Below are 13,460 nucleotides of genomic sequence, written 5' to 3'. Positions count from 1 at the left end.
AAAATCGGAATCGATTTTCGGAAAGGATTACGCGCAGATTCAAAGTGATAGAGCGTCCCTAGCGCGTCTGAAAAGACGCACGGCGCTCTATCGGGCCGCTTCAGTTCTCGGGAAGACGAGGGAAACACTCATGCCGGTGTCAGGGGATGAGCTGACTTCAACCTCGGCGCGGGCATTCTGTTTCAGCGACTGTACGATCATCGCGCTCAGCTTTCCCGGCTGCGGCCAGGTCACATCCTGGGGAAGACCGACCCCGTTATCAGCAACGGTGATCCTGCACCCGGTATCGCTGACGACACAGCGGAGCGTGATTTCGCCGCCATCGCGCCCCAAGAAGGCATGCTTCAGCGTATTGGTGAGGAGTTCGTTGATGACGAGGCCGGCCGGCATGGCGACATCGACCGAAACCGGCCAGGTATCGACCTTCATGTCCAGCCGGATCCCTTCCACGGCATGGGCCGCCATCACCGAGGCGGCAATCTGGCTGACATAGGTACCAAGATCGACTGTGGCGCCTTTCTCTTCGTCTGACAGCGAGCGATAGAGCAGGGCCAAGGCTTCAATCCGCCCGGCAAGCCGTGCAAACCTTTCGCTTTCCTCATTCTGTTGAGCATTGCGCGCCTCCATTCGGATGAGCGCCGTGATCATCTGAAGATTGTTCTTCACGCGATGCTGTAGTTCCCGCAGAAGGACATCTTTCTCCGTCAGCAGTTCGCTGAAGCTCTCAGCGGCCGTCGCCTCATTGCGGGCAGCAAAGGCCACCAATCGGAAGAGTGGGGTGTCATCATCGTCGACGATCGTATTCGACCAAACATCGATAATGACGGTGCTCTCGGGTTCGGCGGCGAGCGAGAAGGCACCAACATACTCTTCCGCAGAGGTCACCGCGGCTGTGAGCGGCACCTCTCCGGAGACGGCGGTGGAGTTCAATTTAATTTCCGGCCAGGGTTTTCCCTGGACCTCGGTTGCCTCAAGCGCCGTCAGCCGTTCGAATTCGAGATTGACATAAACCAGCGGCTCGTCGCCACCGAGTTCTGAGACAGCCACCGCGAATGGCACATGATCGAGAAAGTGTCGAAACCGGTCGTCATCAAGGGCTTCGGCAAGATGGGGCAAGTTGCCGACGCCTTCCGGCGAAATCGGCTGGTCTTTGCTATCGGTCATCAAATATTACTCTTGGACGCGGCTTTTCCCGCACAGCAGGAGAACTAGGGTTGCTTTAAAAACTGCTGGGACGCAAGCGTTGATCGGCGGCACGTCCATCGATTTCCTGCCACAGGGTGATTTAAGCCCGGTCATAGGTAAATGACGTCAGCAGGGTCGTAACGAAATTGCTCGCCCTTTCCTTGACCAGCACTTCCGTCCATTCATCAGTCCCGCGCAGCCGCAAATCCGTGTAAATACTGTCGACGGCCGCTTCTTCGATACGCTTGATATGCGTCTTGAACGAAGCCTCGCCGCCGCCGTGATACATGTCTCTGATCACCATGCGCAGAATTTCCTGAATGGCGATCTGCCAGGCAGTATTGATCGACTGAAGTTCCTGCGGAGTCTCTGCCATTGATGCTTCCTTGATGCGAGTGAATGTCAGCACGCCTTCGCCCATGCTGCAGCGAGCGATCTGCAAGCCCGTCGATTCAGACGCGTTTTAAATCTCGAGGCTTGGCGATCGGGTTGTGATCTCAGCGGGCCCTGGCGCGTTTCGCAACGAGGGCAGAGGTTGCCGACACCCGGTCACTCTGTTCCCTGGCAAGCCGGGCCTCCCGAAGCCGCAACGTCTTTGCCTGTTGCGATTGGGCGTCGGATTCGAGCTCTTCGGCCGCCTGGTTCTTCGCGAAGAACTGGGTCTGGACGTTGCCGAAGGCAATCTCCGCCCGCTGTCGAGATTTGCTGTATGTCTCTGTCATGTTGGCTCCGATACGGATGGGCTCGACGCGCGAGCGAAAACAAAAAAGGCCAGGCAAATTGCCTGGCCTTGGATTGATAACGTGCTTCCGGCAGTGCCAGTACATCCGTGGTCAAAGGGAAGCGATACCGATTTAAGCGTTCTGGAGATTGCAAGCGGACATCTTGCCCGACTTGTTGTCACGCTCGAGGTCGAAGCCGATCTTCTGGCCTTCGACGAGTTCGCGCATTCCGGCGCGCTCGACGGCGGAGATGTGAACGAAGGCGTCGTCGCCGCCATTATCAGGCTGAATGAAGCCGAAGCCTTTGGTGGAATTGAACCATTTAACGGTGCCAGTGGCCATGATGATGAACCCTTTCATAGCAATATTGAAGAACCGCAACGCCAAGGCGATGCGGATGGTGATAGCGATTTTTGAAAGGAAGTTCGTTCAGAGCGCGGTGCCAATCGCGCGATAACCAAGCCAGCAAGCAAAATTCGATGATCGCTGTCTAGCTCATCGAGCTTGCATCGTCAACCTTTAGTTTTCAATTGGAAACATATTCAACTTTGAGGTGTCGCGGAGGCCTTTACACCAGACAGGTCGCCGCGTCCGGGCCGCTTACGCCCTTTACTTCCAGCGGGCGATGCCGACGGTTTCGGCGATCGCCTGGCGCAGTTCGTCCAGCCCGTCGCCCTTTTCGGACGAGGTGGACAGCACGCCGGGATAGGCGGCCGGGCGCTTGCGGATCTTTTCCGCCGTTTCGGCAATGAGCTTCGGCACGCCAGCCGCCTTGATCTTGTCGGTCTTGGTCAGCACGATCTGGTAGGAGACGGCGGCCTTGTCGAGCAGATCAAGCACATCGTCGTCGTTCTTCTTGATGCCGTGGCGGCTGTCGATCAGCACATAGACGCGCTTCAGCGTCGCGCGGCCGCGCAGATAATCGAAGACGAGCTTGGTCCACTTGTCGACCTGCTCCTTCGGTGCCTGCGCATAACCATAACCCGGCATGTCGACGATCGCCGTCGGCGGCAGGTCTTGGCCTTCGCCGGAATAACCGTCCGGCACGAAATAATTGAGTTCCTGCGTGCGTCCGGGCGTGTTCGAGGTGCGCGCCAGGCCCTTCTGGCCGACCAGCGCATTGATCAGCGAGGATTTACCGACATTAGAGCGACCGGCAAAGGCCACTTCCAGCGGCCCTTCCGGCGGCAGGAAGTTCAGGGACGGCACGCCGCGGATGAAGATCCATGGGTGGCCGAAGAGCGGCTTTTCGGTTTCGGGCATGCGGGCTCTGCAATCTCTGGGTTGGGTCTTTTACCGGGCTTCATGGTTTTGCGGGCGGATGTCAAGCTTTTCAGGCGCCTGCGCGGCATGCCTTGTGTCCTTCGTCCGCCACCCGGAAATGAAAAGCCCCGCCGGAGCGGGGCTTGGCAAGCGTCATTTCGACGGCGCTTCTTTTCGTCGGAACAGACCCTTCAGATTGTCGAAGAGTTCGACCTTGACGCCGTGGCGCTTCATGATCAGCCCCTGCTGCGCCACCGAGAGCGTGTTGTTCCAGGCCCAGTAGATGACCAGGCCGGCCGGGAAGCTTGCCAGCATGAACATGAACACCAGCGGCATCCAGTTGAAGATCATCGCCTGCGTCGGATCGGGCGGCGTCGGGTTCATGCGCATCTGCACGAACATGGTGACGCCCATGATCAGCGGCCAGACGCCGAGGTGCAGCAGCGTCGGCCCCTCGAAAGGCAGCAGGCCGAACAGATTGACGATCGTCGTCGGATCGGGCGCCGAAAGGTCCTTGATCCAGCCGAAGAAGGGTGCGTGCCGCATTTCGATGGTGATGTAGATCACCTTGTAGAGCGAGAAGAAGATCGGGATCTGAAGCGCCACCGGCCAGCAGCCGGCGATCGGGTTGATCTTTTCTTCCTTGTAGAGCTGCATCGTTGCCTGCTGCAGCCCCATGCGGTCGTCGGCGAATTTCGCCTTCAGTTCCTCCATCTTCGGCTGCATGCGCTTCATGTTCGCCATCGAAGCGTACTGCTTGCTGGCGAGCGGGAAGAACAGAGCCTTGACGACGATGGTGGTGCACAGGATCGCCACGCCGAAATTGCCGAAGTAGCGGAAGAAGAAGTCCATCAGCTTGAACATCGGCTTGGTGATGAAATAGAACCAGCCCCAGTCGATCAGCCGGTCGAACTTCGGGATCGAATAGCTGGCCTCATAACCGTCGATAACAGGCACTTCCTTGGCGCCGGCGAAGACGAGGTTCTTCAGCTCGATCGATTGGCCCGGCGCAACGGTGAAGGCATCGTCCTTGTAGTCGGCCTGATAGCGCGGCTGGCCATCGGCGAAATAGGAGAAATGCGCCTCATAGGCGGCACTCTGCGGCGGAACGATTGTCGCCGCCCAATATTTGTCGGTGATGCCAAGCCAGCCGCCGGTGGATTTCGCCGGTGCCACGGCTTCCTTCTCGACGGCGCTATATTTGGTTTCGATCAGGCCGTCATCGCCGATCACGCCGATGAAGCCTTCATGCAGGACGTAGACGGACGGCGTCGTCGGCTTGTTGTAACGCGTCACGCGGCCGTAGGAAGACAGCGCAGCGGGCGCCTGGCCTGTGTTTTCGATCTTGTCGGCGACGGTGAACATGTAGCGTTCGTCGACGGAAATGGTGCGGGTGAAGGTCAGGCCCTTGTCATTGGTATAGGAAAGCGTCACCGGCGTCTTTTCGGTGAGCTTGGCGCCCTCAGGTGCGGTCCAGAGCGTCGAGGGACCCGGAACGCTGCCCGTCGCGTCGCTGCCGATATAGCCGAGTTCGGTGAAATAGCCGTCCTTGGTTTCCGCCGGGCTGAACAGCGTGATGATCGGGCTCGAGTCGTCGACGGTCTCGTGATAGCCCTTGAGCTTCAGATCGTCGAGACGGGCGCCGGCAAGGTTGATCGAGCCGGAAAGTGCCGGCGTATCGATGACGACGCGCGGGGTCTTTGCCAACGCCTGCTCGAGCGTCGCCGTCGCGGCCGCCTGGCCGGAAGGGGCAGCGCCGCTCGTCTGGGCCGGTGCCTGACCGCCTGCTGCGGGCTGCTGCACCTGCTCGGTCTGCTGCTGCGCCTTCTGTGCTTCCTGCGCCTTGCGCTGGGCCTCGATGCGCGGGTTCATATAGAGAAACTGCCAGCCGAGGACGATCAGCACCGAGAGAGCGATCGCAATGAAATAATTGCGGTTGTTTTCCATCATACGTTCCTGGGGCGTCCGTCTCCGGAGCGCCGATGTTTCGGCCTGGTTTCCACGCGGGATTTCAGTTCCGCGGCCAATTCCTGGAAGGACGCGTCAAGCACGTCCCTGCGCGCGACAACCACATAGTCGTGTCCGGGCTGCATTGCAAACCCCGCATGAAGCCGCACCGCCTCTTTCAGGCGGCGGCGCATACGGTTCCGTTCGACCGCGTTGCCATGTTTTTTGGTGACTGTAAAACCGACGCGTGCCTGGCTGTCGGGTTCCTTCCGGTCGAGGACTTCGAGAAGGAAGAAGCCGCCCCGGCGTTTTTCGCCCTCGCGCGCGGCAAGAAACTGCGGGCGGCTCTTCAGCCGCCCGACAGTGTGTTTCTTATCACTGATCGTCAATTCGCCCGCCATCTCTTACCGGGCAACCCGGCTTACGCCGACAGACGATTGCGGCCCTGCGCGCGGCGGGCTGCGATGACCTTGCGGCCACCCTTCGTGGACATGCGGGCACGGAAACCGTGGCGACGCTTGCGAACAAGCTTGGATGGTTGGTAGGTACGCTTCATTTATTTTAAACACCGCGGAGTGCGGCCCTTCTTGAATTTGCATAATGCAAGGAGCGTTGTTTTTCGAACGGGCGGGGCCATGAAAGGCTTGAGTGACCGAACGTGCGCGGGCTTATAAGGATGAAGCCTGTAAAAGTCAATTATGCCGGATAATTTCGCTCTGCGCTGCCGGTCCCGAAAGTAAGTTCGCACTCTGGTGTTAAGAAATTAGGCCTGCCCTGAGTGGTTGTAATTTTGCGCCGCGGCAGATCGATCGCCCCGGTTTTCAGGCGTTTACGCCGCCCGACCGTATTCGGCATGGATCAATTCCGAAGCCATAATCGTAAATATTAGAAATCTAACTTTAATAAATTTCGCCGATATTCAACGTATCGACTGGGAATTTGCTTTCCAGGCAGTGGCGTAGCTAGGAGCATTGCATTGAAGATCCGGGGCAAAATTAATCTGCTGGTTTGCGTGATGGGCGCGGTCGCACTTCTGATCGGTGCGACGGCATTGTCCGCCATGCACGAATACAGTCGCAACCTGACGGCTTACGAGCAGGCCGCCAGCCGCGCCTATGCCGGCGAACGCCTCAATCGTTTCGTCACCGCCGTGGTCATGGAATCGCGCGGTATCTATGCCGCCAAAACGATCAAGGATACGCCGAACTTCGCCAAGGGCTTGCTGGCCGGCCTCGACGAGATCGACAAGGTCATCTCGGGCTGGGCGCCGCTCGTTCCCGAGGATGAAAAGGACGATTTTGCCAAGCTTGTCGCGCGCGCCGCGGAATTCCGCACCTTCCGCACGGAAACGGCCCGCCTCGGCACGGAAGTCGGCCCCGAAGCCGCCGGCCAACAAGGCAACAATGACGCCAACCGCGCCAACCGCAAGGCGTTCCAGGCGGAAATCGATGCCGTCGTCGCCATCGACAAGGCAGCGCTGGAGACCGTCAACGCCGAGATCGAGAGCTTCCGCTCCTGGGTGCTGATGCTTGTGCTCAGCATCACCGGCATCGGCATCGCGGTCGGCGTCGGCATGGGCTTCTATATCGGCACCAGCCATCTCAGCCGCCCGATCAAGCGCGTCACCCATGCGATCAAGGAAGTTGCCGACGGCAATTTCGACGCCGAGGTCCCCTTTGCCGGCCGTCCGGATGAAATCGGCGAGATGGCCGCAGCGGTAGCGGTCTTCAAGGCGAACGGCCTTGCCGTCAAGCGCCTGAACGCCCAGGAGGCGGCGATGCGCGCCAAGAGCGACGACCTGCAGTCGAGCATGTCTGTCGTCGTGGCAGCGGCAGCAGCCGGCGATTTCGGCCACCGCATCAGCAAGGACTACGAGGACGATAACCTCAATCAGTTCGCCGGCAACATCAACATGCTGCTGTCGAGCGTCGATGCCGGCATCGGTGAGACCCGCCGCGTCATCGCAAGCCTTGCCGAAGGCGACCTCACCCAGACGATGAGCGGCAACTTCCAGGGCGCCTTCGCCGAGCTGCAGCAGAACGTCAACAATACCTTTGTCACCCTGCAGGCGACGATGCGCGAAGTGCGCGAGACGACGGAAGCGATGAACGGCAACACCGCCGAGCTGCGCAATGCCAGCGACGACCTGTCGAAGCGCACCGAGCAGCAGGCAGCCGCCCTCGAAGAGACCTCGGCAGCACTCGACGAGATCACCGCCGTCGTCCAGAATTCCACCGAGCGGGCGCATGAAGCCACCATCATGGTGTCCGAAGCCAAGGAGAATGCCGGCCGCTCCGGTGTCGTCGTGGGCAATGCCGTCGAGGCCATGGGCCGGATCGAGCAGGCCTCGCGCGAAATCAGCCAGATCATCAACGTCATCGATGAGATCGCCTTCCAGACCAACCTCTTGGCGCTGAATGCCGGCGTCGAGGCGGCACGCGCCGGCGATGCCGGAAAGGGCTTCGCGGTGGTCGCGCAGGAAGTGCGCGAACTCGCCCAGCGTTCGGCAACGGCTGCCAAGGACATCAAGGCGCTGATCACCAAATCGGGCAACGAGGTGCAGGTTGGCGTCAAGCTGGTCCAGGCGACCGGCGAGGCGCTGGCCGAAATCGGCACCCGCGTCATTGCCATCAACGATCATATCCATTCGATCGCGACGGCTGCGACCGAACAGTCGACCGGCCTCAAGGAAGTCAATACCGCCGTCAACCAGATGGACCAGGTGACACAGCAGAATGCGGCAATGGTGGAAGAGACCTCCGCCGCCACGCATAGGCTGTCGGCCGAAGCTGGTGGACTGGTGCGCCTCATTGCCCGCTTCAAACTGCCGGATGATGCGCCGGCACCCGTGGCGCTCGTCCGCCACGAGCCGCAAAGACCGGTTGCCTCGCCCGCCCGCCGGGCGATTGCCAAGGTCGCCCGCGCCTTCGGCGGCAATGCGGCCGCAGCCGAGCAGAGCTGGGAAGAGTTTTGATCCTCAGAGCAATTCCAGGAAAAGTGTGAAAGCGATTTTCTGTCCGGAATTGCGTAAAATAAAAGACTCGAGTCACGCCACTCTAACGCCGCCTCCGGGCGGCGTTTCTTTGTGACGACATGACGCTGCTCGCAAAGATTTGAAAGCGGAGCATCTTGGTCTAATATAGAGCTCAACGGTAAGGGCGGCCTGGGTGCTGCCGATCGGGCGAGACGAGAATGCCGATGAGAGACCAGGCCGACAATCCTTCGGCGGAAAACCCGGCGGCCGGCGAGGCCGTAAGGGCGCCGTGCCCGCCTGCCCGTATGTTCGGCGGCCTCTCCGGCAAGCTGCTCTGGCTCACCGTCTTCTTTATCATGCTGGCCGAAATCCTGATCTTCTTTCCCTCGGTCGCCAGCATGCGCGTGCGCTGGCTGCAGGACAGGCTGAACACCGCCGCTGCCGCCGCCATCGTCATCGATGGGCTGCAGCCGGTCGAGCTGCCGCGCGCGCTGCAGAAGGAGACGCTGGAGGCGACCGGCACCAAGGCGATCGTGCTGCGCAAGGACGGCACCTCGCGGCTGCTGGCGACGACCGACATGCCGGCCTCCGTCGATGAAGCCTATGATCTCACTGACGTGCCGCCGGTAACGGCGATACGCGACGCACTCGATACGCTGGTCTTCGGCGGCAGCAGGATAATCCGCGTCTATGGCCCCGTCGGCGAAACCAACACCGGCGTCGAGGTGGTGATGAAGGACAGGCCGCTGCGCAGGGCGATGTTCGTCTATTCCCGCAACGTCCTCTTGCTGTCGGTGCTGATCTCGCTGTTCACGGCGACGCTGATCTTCTTTGCGATCAACCGCATCCTCATCGGCCCGATCCGCCGGCTGACCGGCAGCATGCAGCAATTCTCCTCCGATCCTGACAACCCGGCCCATATCTATATCGGCGATGGCGGCCGCGACGAACTGGCGGTCGCCGGCCGCAATCTCACCTCGATGCAGATGGAGCTGCAGAAGACGCTGAAGCAGCAGAAGAACCTGGCCGCTCTCGGCCTCGCCGTCTCCAAGATCAATCACGACATGCGCAATATCCTGGCGTCTGCGCAGCTGATGTCGGACCGGCTGGTCGATGTCGATGATCCGATGGTGAAAAGCTTTGCCCCGAAACTGCTGCGCACCATCGACCGCGCCGTCGGTTATACCACCGAGGTGCTGTCCTACGGCAAGGCGAGTGAATCCGCGCCGCGCCGCCGCCATATCCGCCTGTTGGAACTGACCCAGGACGTCAAGGACATGCTGGCGATCGATCCGCAAAGCGGCATCGAATTCGCAGAGCAGATCGGCGCCGAGCTTGAGGTCGATGCCGATAGCGAGCAGCTTTTCCGCGTCATCCACAATCTCTGCCGCAACGCGCTGCAGGCGCTGACGTCGCCGGGCGAGGGCGGCCCAGGCTCCCTGAGGCGCATCACCGTTTCCGCCCAGCGCGTCGGCAGCGTCGTCAACATCACCGTGGATGATACCGGGCCCGGCATGCCGCTGAAGGCGCGCCAGAACCTTTTTGCTGCCTTCCGCGGCTCCGCCCGCTCCGGCGGCACCGGCCTTGGCCTCACCATCGCCCGCGAGCTGGTGCTCGCCCATGGCGGCACGATCGCGCTGGTGGAAAAACCGACGGTCGGCACCCAGTTCCGCATCGAGATCCCCGATCGCCCGGTTTCGCTGGAGGATTACCGCAGCCGGACGCATATTGAAAAGTGACGGGGTTTCGTAAGGCGTAGCTTCGGGCAGACAAAGACGCGATTTTTTCAGAAATGCTCTTGCATTGTCCCGACGGACGTTTTAGAGGATCGCCACGCAAGCGGCACCGCCGCATTTTGCACGCACCCGTAGCTCAGCTGGATAGAGCACCAGACTACGAATCTGGGGGTCAGGAGTTCGAATCTCTTCGGGTGCGCCATTTTCCATACAAAAACTAGGCACTCCTGCCGCAGCCGCTCGGCTCATGACGAGACGCTCCAGAACGTCCCACCTTCCGTGGATGCGGATTCCATCGTCATCGACTTCGACCTGATCGATAACGGAGCGAAGGTAGGCGCGGCGGAAAGGTATCGGCCCTTGCGTTGCCTTCTTCCGCATGAGGCGGGCGACGCGTCGATTTTCTCCTCAGTCCAGCGCGTGTCAGGACGCAACGCCGCGAACGCTCGCTCCAGCGCGGCCTTCGCGTGATCGCGCTCGCCCTCATCGGTGAGGCGATGGGACGGCTCCAGACGAAGTAGGGGCTGGCGGACCGCCAATTGACGGACCGTCTCAATATTCACGCATTTATGAGCTGTATTGATTACCGCTTCCCGAATTGCAGGACTAGTCTGAATGATCGCTGCACACCAATTGTTAGCAGTGCCGGCTGTGTGCCAAGCCACTCCGTTGGGAGACTGAAATGCAACGCAAGCTCGCGGCAATCATGGCCGCTGATATCGTCGGCTATAGCCGGCTGATGGCCGAGGACGAGTCTTCCACCTATGCAGAGCTGCGCACCGTTTTTGACCATCTGATCGACCCGACTGTCGCCCGCCATGGCGGAACCACCTTCAAAACGACGGGTGACGGCTTCCTTGCGATGTTCCCGAGCGTCAACGCGGCCGTTGATGCGGCACTTGCCATCCAGCAAGGTTTTGACGACGGGCCTTTCAAGCTGCGTATCGGCATCAACCTCGGTGATGTCATCGAGGATAATGGTGATGTCTATGGGGATGGGGTGAACGTCGCGGCCCGGCTTGAAGCCATGACCGAGCCCGGCCAGATATTCGTCAGCGGCGCTGTGGTGATGGCCGCCGAGCGCAACCGCGGCGATCTGTTCGCCCGAGTCGGCCGCAGGCGCGCCAAGAATATTCCCGAGCTGCTTGAAGTGTACCGCGTAAGGCGGGCGGGCTCTTCCTGGTCGATCTGGCGGCAGGTGCCACATGTCCTGCGCTGCAGCGCGGCGCGCTGGTCTTATGGCGTTGCTGCCATCGCTCTCATTCTCATCGGCACCCAGATTTCACCTCTTCCGCTGGCAGCGATGGTGAGCGGCATCCCGGCTGCACTCTCTCTGGACCAGACCCGTCGAGACCCCAGGCCCTCGATTGCCGTCATGCCGTTCGCAACCATGAGCGGCAGCGGTAATCAGCCTTACTTTGCGGACGGACTGACCGAGGACGTGACCACGGCGCTCGCTCGTAATCCCGAGCTTCAGGTCATTGCCCGCGATTCCACTTATGCCGCGCGCGGTCAGGAGACGGATGTACGCAAGCTCGCGGCAAAGCTTGGCGTTGATTACGTGGTTGAAGGCAGCGCGCGCCGGGAAGGCGACCAGCTCCGCGTTTCGGCGCAGCTCATTGATGTCGGCACGGGCGCGCACCTATGGTCGCGCAGTTTCGACAAGAAGGTTGCTGACGTTTTCACTGTCCAGAGCGAACTCACCACGGAAATCGTCGCGCAGCTCGCGCCCTATATCGGTCGAAGCGAAGCGGCAGCGGCGGCGCTGCGGCCGACGGATAGTCTGCAGGCCTATGATCTAGTCTTGCAGGCCCGCGACCGTTACCGGCACGGCGCCACTGACCATAACGCTATTCTCGCCGCCCGTGGCCTGTACCAGCGCGCCCTGGAAATGGACCCGGCTTATGCCGCAGCCCGCGCAGGCCTTGCGTTGACCTATATCGGCGAAGTGGCGCAAAGGCCCGGCGGTCAAGCCGCAGCGCCCGAGCTGGATTTGGGGCTCAGTGAGGCGCGGCAGGCCGTGCGGCTCGATCCCAATCTCGGTTTTGGATATCAGGTAATCAGTTTCGGACTTGCGCTGCAGGCGGACTATTCCGGCGGACTTCAGGCGGCGCAGCGTGCGGTCGAACTGAACCCCAACGATCCCGACAGTATGATTGCGCTGGCCAAAGCGCAGGTCCGGTTCGGAGACTATCCGGACGCTGTCGCCAACGCGGAGCGGGCGCGCCGACTGCACCCCATGGCACCGGAATACTATGCCTATGTGCATGGTCAGGCGCTTTATGCCGATGGCCGTCGCGAAGAGGCGGCCGCGGTCATCAGCGAGTGTCTTGTCCGAGCGCCCCGCGATGCGAATTGCCTTCTCATCCAAGCCGCGTTGCAGGGTGGAAGCGGAGAGCTTGAAAAGGCGCAGGCTACCATGGCGAGCCTTGTTGAAGCCCATCCGGCATTCTCGCTGGAAGCGGAAAGGGCTTATCGCCGGTTCGGCGACGAGCCCTTGATGGAAGAGTTCCTGCAGGACCTAGCGAGAGCCAAAGCCCCGGAGACGGCTTGACGTTCCTGTCAGCGTCGCGGTTTTAGAACGATCCGTTCGTGGACTTGGACAGCTCTTCATAGGCATGCAGCTCAATGAGGCGCTGCTCCAGAACAGGGACCACCGCTGATATGGCGTCACCGCCCGCCATGAACTGCTTCGGCGGGTTTTCCAGGCCGGCGAACTGCCGAGAACCGCACTGCCGATTCGCCGTATTCCTCCCGTCGCCGGTCTTCACCGGCTTTCAAGCTACTTCTTGAGGCTCTCCGATTCACCCCGTGATGGCGCACCCTAGCAGGCCGGGCTCTACGCGAAGCCCCGCGCGATATCGTCTCGCCCTCTGCAGGTAACGATCCCTCGCGCAAGAAGAGGCTCTGGAATACGCCACCAAATCAGATGCTCCCGTCTTTATCGCCGTCATCAACGACCGCTACAGCCAGGGTACCATAATTGGATGGTCGCCCGGCAGCGGCTTAGGGCGTCAGTGTTTCCGGAGGAGCCAATTGCACCCAAAGCGGCCACCCAGCGGCTCACCTTTAGCATCTGCTATTTTCCCGACATGATTGCGCCGGATTCTAAGCGCTACGATCAAGCATTGCGGTCAACAGGGTGTGGGGGCTTCCGATGCAACGCAGGCTGTCGGCGATCCTCTCAGCTGACATCGTCGGCTACACCCGTTTGATGGAAATCGATGACATCAGTACGCTGAGCCGCCTCAAGTCGTTGCGGCATGACTTGGTCGACCCCTGTATTGCCGCTCACAGCGGACGGATCGTCAAGCTGATGGGTGATGGGATGCTGGTGGAGTTCGCCAGTGTCGCCGATGCCGTAAGGTGCGCGACCGAGGTTCAACGCGGGATGGCTAGAGCCGAACCTCAGGAGGCCCAGGACCGCCTCGTATATCGCATCGGGGTCAATCTCGGCTACATCATCGTCGATGGCGACGACATCTATGGTGACGGGGTCAACGTCGCGGCGCGCCTGCAATCCCTTGCCGATCCCGGCGGGGTCGCGATCGCCGGCATTGTGCGCGATCACATCGGCAACGGGTTGGGGATCGATTTCGAGGATTTCGGCCAACATTCCGTGAAGAATCATGA

The 13,460-nt window shown here is 60.7% G+C and carries 13 protein-coding genes and 1 tRNA gene; 5 read left to right on the top strand and 9 right to left on the bottom strand.

Annotated elements, in window-relative coordinates; all coding sequences use genetic code 11:
• Positions 1-87 precede the first annotated feature (87 nt).
• The 8 genes from HX899_RS24695 to rpmH all read right to left on the bottom strand — a co-directional run bounded on the left by HX899_RS24695 (position 88) and on the right by rpmH (position 5,673).
• Entirely contained in the window at positions 88-1,164 is a 1,077-nt protein-coding gene (locus HX899_RS24695) for a sensor histidine kinase (RefSeq protein ID WP_138332338.1), read from the bottom strand.
• A gap of 121 nt (positions 1,165-1,285) precedes the next feature.
• Positions 1,286-1,561, bottom strand: coding sequence for a hypothetical protein (locus tag HX899_RS24690; protein WP_003556110.1), 276 nt, complete (start codon positions 1,559-1,561; stop codon positions 1,286-1,288).
• A gap of 121 nt (positions 1,562-1,682) precedes the next feature.
• The gene (locus HX899_RS24685) at positions 1,683-1,907 is read right to left on the bottom strand and encodes a hypothetical protein (protein WP_024323875.1); all 225 of its coding nucleotides are present in this window, start codon (positions 1,905-1,907) and stop codon (positions 1,683-1,685) included.
• A gap of 132 nt (positions 1,908-2,039) precedes the next feature.
• A complete protein-coding gene (locus HX899_RS24680) occupies positions 2,040-2,249 on the bottom strand; it encodes a cold-shock protein (protein ID WP_003545000.1) in 210 nt (69 codons plus the stop codon).
• A gap of 267 nt (positions 2,250-2,516) precedes the next feature.
• Positions 2,517-3,170, bottom strand: coding sequence for a ribosome biogenesis GTP-binding protein YihA/YsxC (gene yihA / locus HX899_RS24675; RefSeq protein WP_062939810.1), 654 nt, complete (start codon positions 3,168-3,170; stop codon positions 2,517-2,519).
• Between the two features lie 153 nt (positions 3,171-3,323).
• A complete protein-coding gene (yidC, locus tag HX899_RS24670; protein WP_138332339.1) occupies positions 3,324-5,117 on the bottom strand; it encodes a membrane protein insertase YidC in 1,794 nt (597 codons plus the stop codon).
• The gene (rnpA, locus tag HX899_RS24665) at positions 5,117-5,518 is read right to left on the bottom strand and encodes a ribonuclease P protein component (protein WP_138332340.1); all 402 of its coding nucleotides are present in this window, start codon (positions 5,516-5,518) and stop codon (positions 5,117-5,119) included. Before rnpA ends, yidC begins: the two co-directional genes overlap by 1 nt.
• 20 nt (positions 5,519-5,538) lie before the next feature.
• Positions 5,539-5,673, bottom strand: a complete 135-nt coding sequence (rpmH, locus tag HX899_RS24660; protein ID WP_003545006.1) for a 50S ribosomal protein L34 — start codon at positions 5,671-5,673, stop codon at positions 5,539-5,541.
• Positions 5,674-6,093: 420 nt separating this feature from the next.
• On the opposite strand from rpmH, the gene HX899_RS24655 reads away from it, so the two are divergent.
• The 4 genes from HX899_RS24655 (at position 6,094) to HX899_RS24640 (ending at position 12,381) form a co-directional block, all read left to right on the top strand.
• Positions 6,094-8,091, top strand: coding sequence for a methyl-accepting chemotaxis protein (locus HX899_RS24655; protein ID WP_138332341.1), 1,998 nt, complete (start codon positions 6,094-6,096; stop codon positions 8,089-8,091).
• Between the two features lie 218 nt (positions 8,092-8,309).
• Entirely contained in the window at positions 8,310-9,830 is a 1,521-nt protein-coding gene (locus tag HX899_RS24650) for an ATP-binding protein (RefSeq protein WP_181293636.1), read from the top strand.
• 122 nt (positions 9,831-9,952) lie between these two features.
• Positions 9,953-10,029, top strand: a tRNA-Arg gene (locus HX899_RS24645).
• Positions 10,030-10,509: 480 nt separating this feature from the next.
• Positions 10,510-12,381, top strand: a complete 1,872-nt coding sequence (locus HX899_RS24640) for an adenylate/guanylate cyclase domain-containing protein (protein ID WP_181293635.1) — start codon at positions 10,510-10,512, stop codon at positions 12,379-12,381.
• 22 nt (positions 12,382-12,403) lie between these two features.
• On the opposite strand, the gene HX899_RS24635 is transcribed toward HX899_RS24640, so the two are convergent.
• Positions 12,404-12,598: a hypothetical protein gene (locus HX899_RS24635; protein ID WP_181293634.1), complete on the bottom strand. Its 195-nt coding sequence runs from the start codon at positions 12,596-12,598 to the stop codon at positions 12,404-12,406.
• A gap of 386 nt (positions 12,599-12,984) precedes the next feature.
• Between HX899_RS24635 and HX899_RS24630 the strand changes: the two genes are divergently transcribed.
• A partial coding sequence (locus HX899_RS24630; RefSeq protein WP_181293633.1) for an adenylate/guanylate cyclase domain-containing protein occupies positions 12,985-13,460 on the top strand: 476 nt, incomplete at its 3' end.

Origin of the sequence: Rhizobium sp. WYCCWR 11146 (genome assembly GCF_013591995.1) — a bacterium.
In the GTDB taxonomy this organism is placed as follows: Bacteria; Pseudomonadota; Alphaproteobacteria; order Rhizobiales; family Rhizobiaceae; genus Rhizobium; species Rhizobium indicum.
This window is presented reverse-complemented; position numbering and strand designations above follow the sequence as displayed.